The organism is Lyngbya aestuarii BL J, assembly GCF_000478195.2.
Lineage (GTDB): Bacteria > Cyanobacteriota > Cyanobacteriia > Cyanobacteriales > Microcoleaceae > Capilliphycus > Capilliphycus aestuarii.
Genome location: NZ_AUZM01000004.1, coordinates 91,026 through 109,091 on the forward strand (window position 1 = coordinate 91,026; position 18,066 = coordinate 109,091).

Annotated in this window: 11 protein-coding genes; 5 read left to right on the forward strand and 6 right to left on the reverse strand. The window is 39.5% G+C overall.

Annotated features, from left to right (window positions below; genetic code table 11):
* Positions 1 to 149: 149 nt before the first annotated feature.
* From ctaD to M595_RS03075, 5 genes are all read left to right on the forward strand, one after another.
* On the forward strand, positions 150 to 1,874 hold the full coding sequence (gene ctaD / locus M595_RS03055; protein WP_023064584.1) for a cytochrome c oxidase subunit I: 1,725 nt from the start codon (positions 150 to 152) through the stop codon (positions 1,872 to 1,874).
* A gap of 154 nt (positions 1,875 to 2,028) precedes the next feature.
* Complete coding sequence (locus tag M595_RS03060; protein WP_023064501.1) at positions 2,029 to 2,649, forward strand: cytochrome c oxidase subunit 3; 621 nt, start codon at positions 2,029 to 2,031, stop codon at positions 2,647 to 2,649.
* A 119-nt stretch (positions 2,650 to 2,768) separates the two neighbouring features.
* Positions 2,769 to 3,041, forward strand: coding sequence for an HNH endonuclease (locus M595_RS03065; protein ID WP_023064561.1), 273 nt, complete (start codon positions 2,769 to 2,771; stop codon positions 3,039 to 3,041).
* A 174-nt stretch (positions 3,042 to 3,215) separates the two neighbouring features.
* Positions 3,216 to 4,415, forward strand: a complete 1,200-nt coding sequence (locus tag M595_RS03070; RefSeq protein WP_023064470.1) for a hypothetical protein — start codon at positions 3,216 to 3,218, stop codon at positions 4,413 to 4,415.
* 484 nt (positions 4,416 to 4,899) lie between these two features.
* Positions 4,900 to 9,660 (forward strand): nSTAND1 domain-containing NTPase, encoded by a 4,761-nt coding sequence (locus M595_RS03075; RefSeq protein WP_238987014.1) that lies wholly within the window; start codon positions 4,900 to 4,902, stop codon positions 9,658 to 9,660.
* Between the two features lie 120 nt (positions 9,661 to 9,780).
* Here M595_RS03075 and M595_RS03080 read toward each other — a convergent pair whose 3' ends face one another.
* From M595_RS03080 to M595_RS03105, 6 genes are all read right to left on the reverse strand, one after another.
* Positions 9,781 to 10,026 (reverse strand): hypothetical protein, encoded by a 246-nt coding sequence (locus M595_RS03080; RefSeq protein ID WP_152983526.1) that lies wholly within the window; start codon positions 10,024 to 10,026, stop codon positions 9,781 to 9,783.
* Positions 10,027 to 10,615: 589 nt separating this feature from the next.
* Positions 10,616 to 12,556 carry a DNA primase gene (gene dnaG, locus M595_RS03085; RefSeq protein ID WP_023064603.1) on the reverse strand — a complete coding sequence of 647 codons (1,941 nt, stop codon included), beginning with the start codon at positions 12,554 to 12,556 and terminating at the stop codon, positions 10,616 to 10,618.
* A 99-nt stretch (positions 12,557 to 12,655) separates the two neighbouring features.
* Positions 12,656 to 13,048: a hypothetical protein gene (locus M595_RS03090; protein ID WP_052001688.1), complete on the reverse strand. Its 393-nt coding sequence runs from the start codon at positions 13,046 to 13,048 to the stop codon at positions 12,656 to 12,658.
* A 345-nt stretch (positions 13,049 to 13,393) separates the two neighbouring features.
* Positions 13,394 to 14,722: a S8 family serine peptidase gene (locus tag M595_RS03095; protein ID WP_023064607.1), complete on the reverse strand. Its 1,329-nt coding sequence runs from the start codon at positions 14,720 to 14,722 to the stop codon at positions 13,394 to 13,396.
* A gap of 239 nt (positions 14,723 to 14,961) precedes the next feature.
* Entirely contained in the window at positions 14,962 to 16,368 is a 1,407-nt protein-coding gene (locus M595_RS03100) for a Rid family detoxifying hydrolase (protein ID WP_238987015.1), read from the reverse strand.
* 301 nt (positions 16,369 to 16,669) lie between these two features.
* The gene (locus M595_RS03105; RefSeq protein WP_023064560.1) at positions 16,670 to 17,995 is read right to left on the reverse strand and encodes a Rid family detoxifying hydrolase; all 1,326 of its coding nucleotides are present in this window, start codon (positions 17,993 to 17,995) and stop codon (positions 16,670 to 16,672) included.
* Between the last annotated feature and the right edge of the window lie 71 nt (positions 17,996 to 18,066).

Here is an 18,066-nt window from a genome sequence, read left to right on the forward strand (position 1 = left end):
GTCGAATTCTCAACTTCTGCTAGAAATCGATACCGATGACGAAAAACGGATTAAGTGATCGCGGGGAAGCAAAAATTTTTGCAGCCCAGTTATAGAGGTAATCCGTTACAACCACTTTTTATCCGTTTTCATCTTTTTTTTCTTTTCCCATGACACAAGCACAGTTAGATGTAAACACTAATCTTCCTGAATCTCATGCCCATCAGGAAAGACACTGGCGAGACTTTTTTGGTTTTAGTACCGATCACAAAGTCATTGGCATTCAGTATATTGTCACCGCTTTTATCTTCTTCCTAATCGGAGGCGCGATGGCAGGGGTAATTCGGACGGAACTCGCCACCCCCGATCCGGACTTCGTGACACCAGAAATGTACAACAGCCTGTTCACCCTGCACGGAACGATCATGATCTTCCTGTGGATCGTGCCTGCGGGTGCAGGTTTTGCCAACTATCTGATCCCCTTAATGATTGGGGCGAAAGATATGGCGTTTCCGAAACTCAACGCTGTCGCCTTCTGGCTGGTTCCCCCGTCTGGAATCTTGCTGTTGGTGAGTTTGGTGATTCAAAACGCCCCGCAAGCGGGTTGGACTGCTTATCCCCCTTTAAGTTTGGTGTCGGGTAAAATCGGCCAAGAACTGTGGATTATGAGCGTTCTACTGGCTGGAACGGCTTCGATCTTGGGTGGACTCAATTTTGTGATCACCATTTTCAAAATGCGGATTCCGAGCATGGGCTTGTATGATATGCCCTTGATGTGCTGGGCGATGATCGCCGTTTCCGCTTTAATCTTACTCTCGACTCCTGTACTGGCAGGTGCGTTGGTACTCCTATCGTTTGACTTACTGGCGGGGACGAACTTCTTCAACCCAGCCGGAGGAGGTGATCCGGTAGTTTACCAACATTTATTCTGGTTCTATTCGCACCCGGCGGTTTATATCATGGTTCTGCCCTTCTTTGGGGTGATCTCTGATGTGATTCCAGTTCATGCTCGTAAGCCGATTTTTGGTTATCATGCGATCGCCTTTTCCAGTCTGGCGATTAGCTTCTTAGGCTTAATTGTCTGGGCGCACCATATGTTCACCAGTGGAACTCCCGGTTGGTTGCGGATGTTCTTTATGATCGCCACGATGATCATCGCGGTTCCCACCGGAATTAAGGTGTTTGGCTGGCTAGCAACGATTTGGGGCGGTAAACTGCGCCTCAACAGTGCGATGCTATTTGCAATGGGTTTCCTGTCTACCTTTGTGATTGCTGGGGTAGCGGGAATCATGTTGGCATCTGTTCCTTTTGATATTCACGTTCACGACAGCTACTTTGTAGTTGCTCACTTCCACTATGTTCTGTTTGGTGGGGCGGTATTTGCGATCTATTCGGGAATTTATCATTGGTTCCCCAAAATGGTCGGACGGATGCTGAATGAACCCCTGGGTATTGTTCACTTCATTTTGACGTTCATTGGGACGACGTTAACCTTCTTACCGATGCACTATCTGGGCTTACAGGGAATGCCCCGTCGGGTGGCGATGTATGACCCCAAATATGCAGATGTCAATATGATCTGCACGATTGGGACTGCGGTATTAGCGGTTTCCACTATTCCTTTCTTGATTAATGCGATTTGGAGTTGGTTCAAAGGCCCCTTAGCCCCGGATAATCCTTGGGATGGACTCACTCTGGAATGGATGACAACTTCTCCTCCTCCGATTGAGAACTTTGTAGGTACACCTGTCCTCAGAACAGGCCCCTACGACTATGGAATGAAGAAAACTCTAGCGATTCGTGAACGCTTAAAAGCAACGAATGGTTCAACTCGGAGTAAACAAGACGGTGTTCCCCTCTCTGAAGCGAAGTCTTCTTCGTTGTTGGATGAGTAAACTTCGCTTCAACGTCAGGAGAGTTTCTAGGAATGAGGGTTAGGACAGTGATCGGTTGTCCGTTCGTCAAATTGGCATAACAGAAGTACCGATTCTCGCCTAACCTCTCCCCCTGATGATTTTTGATTTGTACCCTAATTTGTCGTAGAGATTCATGCAAGGTTCAACGATTGACAACACAAAAACCGCTATGGGTTATCAAGCCCAAGAAATGTCTGCTCATGGCCATGAAGAACATCCCGATCTCCGTCTATTGGGCGTGATCGTGTTCTTGGTGGGTGAGAGTATGATTTTTATGGGGCTATTTTCTGCCTATCTGATTTTTAGAGGGGAATCGACAGTCTGGCCCCCCGATGGCATTGAACGCGAACTCTTACTTCCTGGAATTAATACCCTGATTCTGATTACGAGCAGTTTTGTGATGAATAAAGGCACCGCTGCCATCAAGAAAAATGATCAAGCGGGTTTGAGAACATGGTATATCATCACGGCTCTGATGGGTGTTGCTTTCCTCGCGGGTCAGATTTTTGAATACAGTAATCTAGAATTTGGCTTGACTACAAATGTGTATGCCAGTTCCTTTTATGTGTTAACTGGATTTCACGGAATGCACGTTACCTTTGGAGTGCTGTTAATTTTAGGGGTTCTGTTTCGAGGTCGCAAAGACGGTCACTACACCAGCGAGAGTCACTTTGGCCCGGAAGCGGCAGAGATTTACTGGCACTTTGTTGATGTGATCTGGATTGTACTCTTTCTGTTGTTGTACATCCTCTAAATTCTCAGATCGCTTTTGTTCAATAATATTCGCCCCTGATGGGGTTTTTTTATTTCTAATTTTTTGTAATAAAATCGTAATTATCTAAACTACAAAAGACTTTGGGAGTTAAAAATCGAATGAGATGCGAACTCTGTCAACGAGATTTACCTAAATTAACGGTACATCACCTTGTTCCTCGTCAGAAAACCAAGCGCAAGAAACTTGATCCCGGCCCGACGGTCAATATTTGTTCGGCTTGTCATCGTCAAATTCACACTTTGTTTGATAATACTCACCTTGCTAACGAACTCAATTCTCTCGATGCTTTGCGAAGTCAGCCGCAAATGCAAAAATTCCTCGCTTGGGTGAGAAAACAAGATCCTTATAAACGGGTTAGAGTTCGTTCCTGATGCGGTGAAAATTTAAAGATATTAGAGGAATGGGACAATTGTAATCGTTGATTGATTCAATGGTCGTCGGGTAGTTATTGATCTGTACAAAGCAACGGTATAGACTGAATTATTGCCAAAGAAAATCAACTCACAGTCTCTAGCATTTTGTCGGATGCTAAAGAACCTATTACAATGAATCAAAATTTACTGAAGCAGGCGATTAACCGGGACAAAGTTTTTAAAAAACTATTACAAACTGAACTGAATCAGGGGGCTAACGCCAATCATTTAGCTTTTTTGGATCGAGGAATTGAAAACTCACCCTATCGAAATGAAATTGATCGCTATCCGACATATCTGCTTCAGAAATCTATGACATTTCGCCCCTATCCTCAACTGGGGAAAATTCCTGAAATTAATCCAGATTCACTCTCATTTCTGCATGAAGAAATTACCGAAGCTTGTATTTGTCTGGGGCGTTGGGAACAGGAAGAATTACAAACATTGTGGATGGGTAAAAATCCGCTTAGAAAAGCTCAATTTTGGAGTTCGACGAAGATTATTCCGGTTTTAAATGTATTGAGTCAAGTGAATTCTAAATTTCCCTGTTCTGCGGTGGAAAATTGGCAGATTCAAAATCCAGAAGATGAGTGTATGAAAGCTAGTTTTGATGCCATTGTTGAGGATATTGTTAGCTATGAAAAACAAATTGAAAGTTCTAATGCTTTATCGGCGATGTTTAAGCGGTTTGAAACTCGGGAAAAACTAGAGAAATGGCTACAGAATATTACGGGAAACTATGACTTAGAGTTTCAGGGGGATTATGGTGAAAGTCCTTGGATTATGAATCCTGAATTGGTTGATTGTCAACGAAAAGAGGTTTTATTAAAAGCAGTTTCTGAGACTGACAAAGGTGAAAATTTGCTTTCTGCTTATGATTTAACTCGAATTATTTCTATGGTTGGCTGGCATTATTATCTTGATCCCAGTCTACAAATTCCGGGAGTCAATTGGAATAGTCTTAAACCTATTATTAAGGGATTGGGTAAAGATACGGCTCGATTTGTTGATGTGGCGTTGGAGATGTTGGGATTAGAAAATGTGATTCGTTTTCCAGTGATTCTTTCTAAGTTAGGTCATGGGCCAAGTTCATTAAGACAAACGATAGAGACGACTTATATGGCTTTTGTACAGTTTGTTGATCCTTTACCCAAAGCAACAGGAAATTCGGCAAAATGGCGTTCAATTGCGATGACGTTACGGGGTGTAATTCCTATTCAAGATATGGAAAATTTTGATGATGAGTCTATCCGATTGGATGCACGAATAGCAGCAGAAGTCACTGAAATTATACGACGAGTGATTACGGAAGAATTGGATGAAGTGGTTTAAAAGGTTAGGGATTTAACGTGATCTCTTTTGAAAGGGGAATGGAGTTGCAACTCTGATTTAGAACGAGTTAGAATAGAGAGACGACGCTAGACTCATTAGTAGCATCGTTACAGTTGTTTTTGTTTGTGAATTTTATTTACAAATTGGCAGTTAAATCAAACTTCAGGGTGGAAATTAAAAAAGTAATAAACTGATGATTAACGATCTCAAAATTGTTCTATTTGTGATATTAACTTAACAAGTTTATAGAATAAGTTTAGTTTTTGTTAACGTTAAATCGGCTGAAATACACTCATTATTATTGATGAATATTAGGGCAGTATTAAATTTAATTAAATCAGAGGTACAATAATTTATGGACGATGAAAATAGGGGTAAAAACAACAGATCTTTTAAAACATTATTAAGAATAATTAATTATTTTTCCAATGAGTTTTCTTTGGTTTTTGTCTGTTGTAACTATCGAGACTTACGTCAAAAAGTTATGCGGAGCTTACGAAAAAAATGTTTAGTTGAAATTCAAGAAATTATTTTAGAGGTAGAAACTAAGACTCTTTATACCAATATAAAAAATTGTCTAGGTGAAACAAAACCTCATGCTTTGATGATTTTTGGTTTGGAATCTGTTAATAATATTGAAGAAGTTCTCAAAGCAACAAATCAAATTCGAGAGGAGTTTAGTCAGTTTAAATTTCCTTTGATTATCTGGATTGATGATCATCTTTTACAAATGATGATTCGGTTGGTTCCTGATTTTCATAGTTGGGCAACAACGTTTGAGTTTGTGATTCGTGAAAAAGAACTGTTAAAGTTTCTTAAAAAAACAACCGATGATGTCTTTCAAACGATTTCAGATAGTGGAGCGAGTATTTTTTTAGAAGATTCAAGCTTAAAGTTAGGAAAAGGTTCACCCCTGAGAAATGAACTTGAACTGGCTCAAGAAGATATCCAGAAACGTAATATTCAACTTGATATAGAACTAGCGGCTAGCTTAGAATTTGTATTAGGTCGGATCAGTGATAATTCCACAGAAACCGCTCGAATACATTATGAAAAAAGTTTAGCACTCTGGGAACAAACGGATAATTTAGAACGTTGGGGGTATATTTTATTTTATCTCGGTTTTTGGTGGCATAGTCATGCCTTCTTAAATCATTCAGAACAAGAGCAATCTCATTTATTAGCTAAGAATTATTATCAGCAATCTCTCCATAAATTTAAACAAGATAATCGTCCAGATTTAGCCTCAAAATTTATCAATGCGTTAGCGTTAGCTTTATATCGTCTCAAACAGTGGGATGAACTCGAAGATGTTGCTAAAAAAGCGGTTGGCTTACATAAAGTTTATTCACATCCGTTTCGACAAGCAAGAGGTTATCATTTTCTTTCTGAAGTCGCTTTCGCTAAAGAAAACTGGAAAAAAGCCAAAAAGTTAGCGGAAAAATCCCTCAATATTTTTGATCAGGAAGTCCAAGAAAGACTGACGACCATTTTACATGAAGAAGTCACGTATTTAATTTGGGAAAAGTCTTTTCATAAACCTTGGTATTTATTCTCACTCGCCAAAGCCCAAAAAAATTTAGGTGAAATTGAAGAAGCAATTACAACTTTAAAACACGCTCAAAAAATTGCTAAACCTGAATATGATCCAGAATTTTATGTTGATACTTTAAATCAATTATGGGAGTTATACTTTCAAAGTCTGCAATATTTGGATGCGTTTACAACGAAACAAAAACGGCGAGAAATTCAACAACAATTTGGATTAAGAGCGTTTATTGGTGCGGGTCGTCTGGTTCACAGTCAATCGATTACAAATCCCGGTTTACCTTTTGTTGAAAAAAATCAAAAAATTAACCCTGAAATTGCTGCATCTGGACGAGTGCGAGATCTCGAACGTTTAGTTAGACGTATTCGCTTAAATGACCGAAAATTAATTGTGATTCATGGACATTCTGGGGTTGGAAAAAGCTCGATTATCCAAGCAGGTTTAATTCCTCAACTCAAAAATATTTTTGTAGAAGAACGTCGAGTTTTACCTGTTTTACAACGATATTATACAAATTGGGTTCAAGCATTAAGTCAAGCCTTATCTGAAACTTTTAGTCTTCTAACTTCTATTCAATTTGACTCAAAAAATTGTCAAACATTGGACGAAATAAAAACTTTTCTTCAAAAAAGTCTCAAAAATAATTTGCTAATTGTGATCATTTTTGATCAATTTGAAGAATTTTTCTTTGTTTGTAAAGAACCTGATCAACGAAAACAGTTTTATCAATTTCTTAAATTTTGCTTAGATACTCCTTTTGTAAAAGTCGTTCTTTCTTTGAGACAAGACTACTTACACTATTTGTTAGAAGCAAATCGCCTTAAATATTTTGAAACAGTAAATGATAATGTTCTTGATAAAAGTATTCTCTATCATATTGGAAATTTATCGCCCGATGAAGCCAAATCTGTAATTAATCAATTAACAGAAACCACTCAAATTAAGCCAGAAACAACTTTAATTGATGAATTAGTAAAAGATTTAGCTCAAGAATCAAATGAAGTTCGTCCAATTGAGTTACAAGTGGTTGGTGCCCAACTCCAAGCCATGGAAATTACCACGCTAGAACAATATCAAAAAGAGGGGCCTACTCTAAGACTTGTCGAAAAATATTTAGAGGAAGTTATTGCTGAATGTGGATCTGAAAATAAACAATTGGCAGAATTAGTGCTTTACTTGTTGACTGATGAGAACAATACTCGTCCTTTAAAAACTCGCTCTGATTTATTGCGAGAACTGAGAGAATTTGCTCGCTATGTGGAGCAAAAAACTCATAATTTAGATACCGTTTTGAAGATATTTGTCGCCTCTGGATTAGTCTGTTTATTTCCGGAGATTCCGGTAGGACGCTATCAGTTAGTTCACGACTATTTAGTTTATTTTATTCGTCAACAACGCAGTGCTGAAATCATTGCTCAACTGGATTATGAACGAGAAAAACGAGAGCAAGTAGAAAAAGAACTAAATCAAGTTCTTCAACAAACACTCGAAGAAGCACAGGCAAATATTAAACGGAAGAAAAAACAGTTGATTCTATCGTTGGGTGTAAGTTTAGCAATGGTTATTCTTTCGGCTACAGCAATCCTCAGTACCATCACGGTGAGAGAACAAAAAGCTCAACTCAGAAGTCAAAATATTGAAACTGCAAACTTTAACTATACTGCTTTTTTAATTGATAATAATCAGTTGGAAGCTTCTTTGAGTATTTTAAGAGGAGCAAAATATTTCAGAGAAAGCTTTACTGAATCTTCTTTGGAAAAAGAAACCTTACACAAACTTTGGGCTGTGGTAAATTTACTCCAAGAACGGAATCGATTAGAGGGAGATTTTGGGAATGCAATTGGAGTGAGTGTGAGCAACGATGGTCAACTCATTGCTTCTGCGGGAGAAGATAAAAAAATTAAACTTTGGAACTTGGCAGGTCAACTTATTAAGGAAATAGAAGGACACGATGCACCAATTTTATATGTTACTTTCAGTCCTAATAGTCAAATGATAGCGTCAGCAAGCTTAGACAAAACGATTAAACTCTGGACACGAGATGGAACTATAATCCAAACAATTAGAGGACATGAAGATGTTGTTCAGTGGGTCAGTTTTAGTCCGGATGGTCAAACGATTGCTTCAGCTAGTCGCGATCAAACAGTCAAACTTTGGACGCTTGAAGGAGCTTTAATTACTACTTTAAAAGGTCATACAAGTCCGGTTTCTAGTGTCCTTTTTAGTCCGGATGGTGAACTGATTGTCTCCGCAGATGAAAATGGAACTTTAATCTTTTGGAACCGTCAAGGTCAACTGCTAAAAACCTTCAAAGCTCACGAAGGAAAAATTTGGAGTATTGCTTTTAGTCCTGATAGTCAGACTATTGCATCTGCTAGTGCAGATCAAAAGGTTAAACTCTGGGGTCGTCAAGGTCAACTTTTGAATAGTTTAGAGGAACATAAACACCCCGTTTATAGTATTAGTTATAGTCCGGATAGTCAATGTATTGTGACAGCCGACATTAATGGTAAGATGATTTTTTGGAGCCGGGAAGGAATCTTAAAAACCACGATTCGAGGTCATCGAGATGCTGTCAATCAGGTCAGTTTTACTCCTGATAGTAAAATGCTTGTTTCTGCGAGTCGAGATAGCACCGTAAGACTATGGAACTTGAATGGTATTCCTGAAGTTTTTCAACCGGATAAAAAAGTTTACAGTCCTATTTTTAGTCCAGATGGTGAGATTATTGCTTCTGTAAGTGCAAAAAATCAAGTAATTTTATGGAAAGTTAATCGCCGGGTAAAACAACAGCTTCCTTATACCTTGAGTCAACAACTCCCCTTTTCAGCACATAGAGATATTGTGAATAATATTAGTTTTAGTCCAGATGGTAAAATGATCGCTTCTGCGAGTCAGGATAAAACGGTAAAACTTTGGAATCTTCAGGGTGAAGTGATCAAAAACTTACCTCATAATGCTCCGGTTTGGACAGTAAAATTTAGTCCGGATGGAACACTAATTGCTACGGCGAGTGAGGATAGAATTGTTAGACTTTGGGATAATAGGGGTAATCTTTTACAGACGCTCAAAGGACATCAAAAACAAATCAACGATCTCAGTTTTAGTTCTGATAGTCAGTTGATTGCATCAGCGAGTGATGATAATACAATTATTCTGTGGAACCGTGACGGTCAACGTCTACAAACACTAATTGGAAATGGAAATAAATTTTCATCAGTGAGTTTTAGCCCTTCTCATGGGGATGAACAATTAATTGTGGCGGCGATGGCTGATCGATCTCTCGATTTTTGGAAAGGTCAGAATACAACCTGGGAAAGGCTGAATACGAGAACAGCAGTGGGTGGACATACAGGGGAAATTTATGAGGTGAGTTTTAGTCCGAATGGTGAAATAATTGCTTCTGCCAGTAGTGACGGTACGGTAAAACTCTGGGATCGCTACGGAAATTTAATTTCGACTTTGAGAGTCGGTTCAGCACCTATACTCTCGGTGAGTTTTAGTCCCGATGCTCAAACTTTGGTCGCGACGGATCAACAAAATCGAGTGATTTTCTGGAAGTTAGATACTAGCAAATTTAACAGTATTAATTTTTTGCTTCGACAGATTTGTATTCAATTTAATGATTATTTAAAATATAATTCGACGGTTGATCAAACCGATCAGGTACTTTGTGAACAGATCACTCCTTATTAAGTCATCTAATAAAAAACTGCACCTGAAAAATCAGGTGAGTCAATTTTGATTGCGGATGGCATCAATATTATATCTTGACAAGGTTTAGAAATGTCACACACGAAGGGTTGATTAGATAGTTTATCCTCTCGGTGGACGAGATGAGCCTTGAGGAACTCCAGTTGACTTTGTTTCTTCACTAGCAAAGACCAAACTCGTTGATTTATCTTTTTCTAAAGAAACTTGACCGTGTTGAGAATTAACGGTGTGTGATGGTACAATATTATCAGTTATTGGCTTTGTTATTGCTCTAACTGCCATTGTCGGCATAAAACTTGCTGCTAATAATGTAGTAAATCCTAAACAAAATAGTGTTCTGTACGACATGATAAGCTCCTTTTTAGAGTTTTAGGTTTTCAGGTTTTCATTCGCTCACACTTCCCCGAAGCTGACTTCTCACATTACACAGAAATCAACTTGATTTTAAAAAAAGAAAAAGGGAGTGAAAGGCGGATGTCAAATTATATTTACGGCGAGAATATTTCTCTCAAAACTTGAATAAGATGGAAATAAATTCCAGTCTTAATCAAGATTTCTAGACTGAGCAGTTTACTTCCGGAAAACGAGGGAAATATGAGGAAGTTTTAAGAATGGGTTTAATCAGATCAAGGCGACGGAGGATTATTAAAATTTATTCATCAAAGGTCTGGGTTTCTTCCTTCTATTGACCTAAGATCGGATTTAGGGTTCCCGTTATATATTGCTGGATAATCTGTGACTTGACTTCTGTTCAACCCCTCTAAAACACTACATTAACACTACAATATTAATACATGAGATTAACCCTTGAAAACCGCAGTTTTTTTGCTCCTTTTAACTTAATCATACCACACAGTCTAGAGTTGGCGATCCGCCTGGATATGACACTTCTAAAAGTTACTCGTTCTTGTGATTGTGAAGATTAAGAAAAATTAAATTAACCCAGTTCTCCTAAAGGGACGGTTGCTAAGTCGTGGAACTTTGTATACCGTTGGGGTTCTAACTCTGCAATGCGTTGATGCGCCGCTAGAAACTCCTCATTGTACATTTTGAATAATTCCGGGTTTTCAGTCCGATCTGTATTTTGCCACATATGCAAGGCTAAACTACGACGCTTTCGACACAGGGTTAACTCCATTGATGCAATTGCCGCCCGAATCTCCAAGGGTGCCCGTCGAAGGTTAGCTTGTGCGGTATCATCTAAGTAGAGTAAATGATCGATTTGTTGCTGCTGATCAGGAAACTCTAACAAATGATCTTGTAATTTTGAAATTAAATCAATTGATTCAATTGCTCCTTCTGAATTTTCTTCTATTTCCAAAATATTTCGCCACAAAAAACGATGATGGGAAAAACTAAACTGTAAATTTCCGATTTCTAACGCTTCCACAATCGTCTGACGATAGGGTGAACAGTGTAGATAAATTCGCAGCAGTAACGCCTCGGCTTCGGGTAATAAACTCTGTTCAGCTAAAACTGGTAGTTCGATCTCTGAAGATTCTTCTGCTTTAAATTCATCCCGTCGTCGCAACTTTTGAAGCTGCTTTTGTAGGGTTTTGACTAGAAACGGAATTAACCGTACTTCCCCTTGACTTAAAATAGATGCACAAGACTGAATATATTGCGATCGCTGAATGTCTTGTTCAATTTTCTGCAACAATCTTACCATATTTTGCGCCACTTGTTGCGCTTGTACCACTTTAGTTAAATCTCGCCCGACTAACATCTGATTAATTTGCCAGTCAATCCAGAGGGGCGCATTTTCTAATAATTTTTGATAATCTTCCGGCGAAGAACTATATAAAAATTCATCGGCATCTTTTCCCTCACTAAGATTCAAAATTCGCAGTTGTACACTGCCCTGATACGCCAGATTTTCAATTTCTCCTATCGCCCGTTCAGCAGCTTTTGCCCCGGCTGTATCCGCATCAAAATTGAGGATAATTTGTTTAGATTCGCTATACCTTAAAAGTTGACGAACTTGAGTAATACTTAAAGCCGTTCCTAGCGCCGCCACAACATTTTCAATTCCCGCAGCATGGAGGGCAATCACATCAAAATACCCCTCAACAACAACCGCTTTATCCTGCTTAGAAATTGCCGTTTTTGCCTTGTCTAACCCAAATAATGTTTTCCCTTTATCAAATAACTCCGTCTCTGGAGAGTTCAAATACTTCGGTTGTTCATCGGATAACGTTCTGCCGCCAAACCCAATCACTCGCCCTTGAAGATCATGAATCGGAATCATCAAGCGATCGCGAAATCGATCATAATAACCATTCCCTTTTTTGCGAGGAAGAATCAAACCCGCTTGTTCGACTAAATGAACCGGAAAGTGCTTTTGTTCGACTAAATAATCATAAAGCATTTCCCAACCTTTGGGGGCGTAACCGAGTTGAAAGTGTTGAATAGTTTCTGTATTTAAGCGTCTTTTTGCAGTTAAATAATCGAGTGCTTCTACGCCCTGAGACTGAGATAAAGCGTGTTGATAAAAGCTGGTTGCGATCGCTAAAATCTCATAAAGTTGTTCTCGTAGAGAAAGCTTTTGTTGTAACTCTTGACGCTGTTCGGGAGACTCTGTTTTCACCGAAACCTGATAACGACGCGCCAAGTCTAAAACAACATCTGCAAACGAAGATTTATCCAACTCCATCAAGAATTTTATCGCATTTCCACCCGCCCCACAGCCAAAACAGTAATACATCTGTTTGTTGGTACTGACGGTAAAACTAGGGCTTTTTTCTTCGTGAAATGGACACAACCCCGCAAAATCTTTCCCTTGACGTTTGAGGACAACTCGTTCAGAAACGACATCGTAGATATCCGCCCTCTGCTTGACTTCTTCTATAGTATCAGGATGGATGCGGGGAGTTGACATGGATGCTTGACAATAACCCTAGACTTTGCCTAAAGATAGTAAAGGTTATTGTGGCATATTTCTTCAATTTTGGCGAGAGATAGACTAAAACCTTAACAATTAACGGGGAAAAATCGCCTGATCTTCTACAATCATCTTCACAGACTCCGACTCTGCCAACGCATAAACTCCAGCGACGGTAATTTTAATCGCAATAGAACCCAAAACATTCGGACGTTCGCCGATCAGTTCCCCTTTATATTTTGTCAAAATCGGGCGAATATTATCAAGTTTATTTTCGGCAATTTGTTGAACTTCCTGGGGAGTTTTTTTGGTTCCCTGAGTTTCTGTTTTCAAAAAAACAATCACTCGAATCATTTCCCCTGAGTTCATACGAGATAACCGGGCTGCAAACTCCGAGCTAATTTTCATAGAATTGAGGACATAAATTTCTCCTGTCATTGTATTCGGTAACTCAGAAAATTGAATCAACCAAAGGAAAGGAAATATCATAGATTTAAGTTAAAAAAATTGACCTCACCCCTCCACCCCCTTTTTTAAGGCAGGGCTGTTTCATTCTCAGTTAAAAATTGCCGGGGTTGATGGTGAGTCCACCCCCGTGCGCGGGAACAAGCGCGTTGAGGGGAGTGGCTATCCCGTTGGGGGTGAAAGGGTTCCGGGGGTGATGGGGAGAGGAGTTTTTTCCTCCCTACCTCCCTACCTCCCCACCCCCCCACAAATCAAGTTTTAGGGCCTTAACGCGCACGGCCCTGCTTTTTTAAGGGGGGATCAAGGGGGGATTAGAGAGGGGGAATTAATTTTTAATTCAAATCGGGGATAAAGTAGCCAGAGTATAGATTATTTCAGCGCTTCTAAGGCTTTTACAGGTTGAATTCGACCCCAACCCCAACGGTTATCCGGGCGCATTTCTTCACCACCGGGATGATAGGCGGTTTCTTTGAGGGCTTGAATAATTGCACTCAAAGGCGCTTTCGGATAAGCTGACATCAACAACGCCACAACACCAGCTACATGAGGCGTCGCCATGGAAGTTCCATCCATGTAAGTATATTGATAAATTCCATTGGGTTGTTGAACCGGAGGAATACAAGAATAAACCTGAGTTCCAGGTGCAGAAACATCGGGTTTTGTCACCCATTTATTCGGCGAATCTTCTGGGAAAACTAAACTCGCCCCACTACTAAAAAAGGCAATTCCTAATTCATCATTAGGAGACTTTTCTAACGCCCCAATTGAAAACGCATTATGAGCGCTTCCGGGTGAACTTGTATTCCCGTGATTTTCGTTTCCAATAGCAACAACAGGTAACACATCAAACTGATTGATCAGCATATCAAAAACTTCGGCAAACAAGGGTTCATAATAAGTCAAACCCAACGACATATTAATCACACTCGCGCCTTTTTCAATCGCCCAAGCCATCCCTTCAATTAAGGTTTGTAAAGTCGCATCTCCAATTAAAACACCACCCGCTAACAAATCGGCTTCTGGGGCTACCCCAATTGATACTCCTTTATCTGTTTTTCCGCCCGCAACCGTACCACAAACATGAGTTCCATGTTGTCCGGCGTCAAAATAAGGTGTCGCTGTAATTCGTCGTCCATTTGGGTCTACAATAATAAAGTCTTTGACTCGATCTTTTAGAGCCGGATGATCACTATAAACACCTGTATCTAATACCGCAACTTTAACGCCTTTTCCTTTAGTGGTTTCCCACATTTTGGCAATGTCTAAAACTTGCAAACCCCAAGTCATTTTTTGCTTTTCTTCTTGAGCCATCAAATCAGAATATTCGATTTGTTGGGGTTTAATTAGTTTGATTTTTTGGTTGGGGATAACTGCAACAATTTCGGGTTGTTCAGCGAGGGCGGCAAGGGTATTACGAGTCACTTCTACTGCCGCGATAGGTAATGCACCAGAACCCACTTTTGTCGCGTGTAATGACTGACCTGTAGCATTTTGATAATTCGTCGCCATTCGAGCAACAACGTCTGTATTTTGTTGGCTGTTTTGTTGCATCACTTGGAAACGTCGTTCATCACCCCGAGAAGGCATTTCTTCGGGGGGACGTTCGGTTCTGTAAATAACAATCGCATCTTGTTTACAGTTGGGATCACTACTCCCTAAAGCCGGGAAAAAAGCGGAAGAAATTTTCGGTGTATTCATCGGGTTTCACTCTTGAATAGATTAATTGAATTCTACAGTTGAAAGGTCTAAATACTCGTAGACGTGCAAGGATTGTACCTTAACGGTCAGGAAAAACTTAGATGTTTTCTGCGGTCATCCTGAATCTAATGAAGTCTCGGGGAGATTCTTCGCTACGCTCAGAATAATAGAAGTTTATCTGTATTTAGAGATTGTTTGTTGTTTCGGGTGGGTTGGGAGTATTTCCGGACATTCTGCAATTATGAATTGTTCTCTAACATCGCAATACAATCAATTTCGACTAACACATCTTTGGGTAAACGCGACACTTCTACACAAGCCCGAGCAGGTGCATTTTCGGTTTCAAAATACTGTCCATAAACGCTATTGATCGCGGCAAAATCATTCATATCTTTGAGGAAAATAGTTGTTTTGACGACCTCTGACCAACTCGCCCCTGCTGCGCTTAAAACGGCTTCTAAGTTAGCCATAATTTGTTCGGTTTGTTTAGCCACATCTTGGAGATGAACAATTTGATTTGTTGTGGGATCGATAGAAATTTGCCCGGCGACAAAGACCATCCCATTCGCAATTACGGCTTGATTGTATGGGCCAACAGGAGCAGGGGCTTTATCTGTCCGAATAATTTGACGTGTCATCGCTTTAATTTGGGTAAGTTGAGTTAAGCTTGTATCCATTTCACAGATTTCTCCATCGGGCATCACAGCCCCTAGAAATTCAGCATTTTCGAGGTTCGCCCCGTAGAGGTTCGCATCGGTTAAATCTGCTCCAATTAAACTTGCTCTACTCAGATTAGCACGAATTAAATTCGCTTGATTAAGATTAACAATTCTTAGGTTTGCACCCTCAAAACAGGTTTCTCGAAGATTGGCATTTTTGAGGTTTGCACGATTAAGATTTACTCTCGCTAGATTTAATTTTGACAAATTAATCCCGGTTAAGTTGGCTTGTTGGAGTTTGGCACCTTCTAAGTTGGCATCTTGTAACCGAGCGTTACTCAGTTCTGCTAAACTTAAATCAGATTCTAATAGAATTGTCCGAATTAAATTGGCATCTTGTAAGTTTGCTTTTTTAAGGTTCGCTCGGGTTAAATTGGTTTCCAGTAGATTAGCACCACATAAGTTAGCTTCTGATAAATTCGCCTCGGTTAAATCCGCTCGACTTAAATTCGCAACAACTTTATCATACCAACTTAAACTCGCTGAACTTAAGTCTGCACCTCTCAAATTGGCACTAATTAAATTCACCGCATCTAAGTCTGCATTGTGAAAGTTTGCTTGTTTTAAATTCGCATGATTTAGACTCGCTCCGGTTAAATTTGCCCCGGTTAAATTTGCTCCGGTTAAATCAACTCCATGTAGTTTTGCTCGTCCTAAATCAGCCTCATTTAAAGTTGCATAGGAAAGAATAGCTTGACGTAAATCTCCCCGTAAATTCGCAGAAGTTAAGTTAGCATGAGAAAGATTTGCTCGCATTAACTTTGTTTCATTGAGATTGGCGTCAGTAAGATCAGCATTTTTCAAGTTGATATCACTTAAATCGAGGCGATCTAAACTGGCTCCTACAAGTTCAACGCCTTCAAAATCTCGTTCTCCTTTGGTGTATCGTTCCAAAAGTTCAGTCGCATACATTATCGGTGTCTCCATCACCCAATGAGTTTTAGTTTACAACCAAACTGTAAATTTTCTTACCTTTTTATTTTATATTAATATTTGTAACCTCTCCCCAACCTCTCTTTGAGAAAGCTACCATATATACACATCTTGAGTTCAACATTAAAATTCTATATTTTGCCCCCCTTTGCCCCCCCAAAATTGGGAGGAACTCAAGTCTAGAAGTCCCCCAGAGTTGGGGGATTTAGGGGGCAATAGTCAACTCAATACTTCTGGATACACAGAAACCTTTTAGGGGAGGGCTAGGGAGGGGTAACAAATCCAATCACTTAACCTAACGACTCAACGCTACACATTCGATTTGAACGAGGGCATTTTGGGGAAGTTGAGCGACTGCAACGCAAGCACAAATGGGAGCAGTTTCAGTATCGAAATAGTTGGCATAAATAGCGTTCATCCCTGCAAAATCACCCATATTTTTTAAGAATATTGTTGTTTTCACCACGTCCGCCCAAGTTGCTCCCGCTTCGGCTAATATTATCTCTAAATTTGCCATAATTTGTTCGGTTTGTTTGCCGATATCGTCCTCGTGTAAAATGCTGTTCAGTCGCGGATCGATGCCAATTTGTGCCGCTACATATATCATCCCGTTCACAATAACCGCTTGATTTCGAGAGTTAGGCGGTTCGGGGGCTTTGTCTGTATTAATAATTTTTCGAGTATGATAAATTGGTAGATTATACATCACCTGAAGATCGTTAAAATTTAAGATTTCACCATCTGGCATAATTGCACGAGTAAAATCAGCATTTTCAATATTCCATCCGTAGGTTTTGGCGTTCAGTAAGTTTGCTTTATGAAAGTTTGCACCACTCAAATCAGCTTTCATTAAATTCGCTCCTTGTAAATTGGCTCGATCTAAAATCACTCCTTGCAAACAAGCATTTTTAAATTTTGTATTTTCTAATGTCGCCACTGTCAAATCACAGTTAACTAAATTTAAGCCTGATAAATCCATCCCATTTAAACTAACGGCTCTAAGTTTTGCAGAATTTAACTTGATGCCTTTAAATATTAGATTTTTTAAATTAGCTCGGCTCAAGTCTGCTTTTGTTAAATCAGCATCAGTTAAATTAGCACCGGTTAAAATAGCGCCGCTTAAATCCGCTTCGATTAAATTTACTCCTGTTAAATTAGCACTACTTAAATTAATTTCACTCAGATATGCCTTCTTGAGATTAGCACCACTCAGATCAACGCTAACCAATTCAGCATTACTTAAATTAGCTTCTTCTAGGTAAGAACCAATCAACTTTGAGCTGCTTAATTTTGCTTGACTTAAATTAGCGTCCCTTAAATCAGCTTGATTTAAAATTGCAGAACTCATTGTTACTTGACTCAAATTTGCTCCTCTGAGAGAAGCATTTGTCAAGTTCATAGAATCAGCTACTATACTAGATAGATTCGCATTATTTAAGTCTGCTCCTTGTAGAATAGCCGAAGATAATTTTCCTTTAGATAAATTTGTTCCAACTAAATCAGCACCACTGAAGTCTACTTGAACTAAATTCTGTCCTTGAAGATCTAAGCCACTGAGTTGTTCACCTCTAAAGTTTCGTTCGCCTTGAGCATATTTCTCTAACAGTTCTTTAGCGTCCATGTTATTTTCTCCAAATTATTCTAGAATTATAAACCCAGATGTTACACTTCAAACCTTAAAATTTTCACTGA

Bases quoted from the DNA above. Each gene is read 5' to 3' on its own strand.
- M595_RS03060 (WP_023064501.1), top strand. From the start codon at position 2,029: ATGCAAGGTTCAACGATTGACAACACAAAAACCGCTATGGGTTATCAA.
- M595_RS03090 (WP_052001688.1), bottom strand. From the start codon at position 13,048: ATGATATTTCCTTTCCTTTGGTTGATTCAATTTTCTGAGTTACCGAAT.
- ctaD (WP_023064584.1), top strand. From the start codon at position 150: ATGACACAAGCACAGTTAGATGTAAACACTAATCTTCCTGAATCTCAT.
- M595_RS03105 (WP_023064560.1), bottom strand. From the start codon at position 17,995: ATGGACGCTAAAGAACTGTTAGAGAAATATGCTCAAGGCGAACGAAAC.
- dnaG (WP_023064603.1), bottom strand. From the start codon at position 12,556: ATGTCAACTCCCCGCATCCATCCTGATACTATAGAAGAAGTCAAGCAG.
- M595_RS03075 (WP_238987014.1), top strand. From the start codon at position 4,900: ATGCGGAGCTTACGAAAAAAATGTTTAGTTGAAATTCAAGAAATTATT.
- M595_RS03100 (WP_238987015.1), bottom strand. From the start codon at position 16,368: ATGGAGACACCGATAATGTATGCGACTGAACTTTTGGAACGATACACC.
- M595_RS03080 (WP_152983526.1), bottom strand. From the start codon at position 10,026: ATGTCGTACAGAACACTATTTTGTTTAGGATTTACTACATTATTAGCA.
- M595_RS03070 (WP_023064470.1), top strand. From the start codon at position 3,216: ATGAATCAAAATTTACTGAAGCAGGCGATTAACCGGGACAAAGTTTTT.
- M595_RS03095 (WP_023064607.1), bottom strand. From the start codon at position 14,722: ATGAATACACCGAAAATTTCTTCCGCTTTTTTCCCGGCTTTAGGGAGT.
- M595_RS03065 (WP_023064561.1), top strand. From the start codon at position 2,769: ATGAGATGCGAACTCTGTCAACGAGATTTACCTAAATTAACGGTACAT.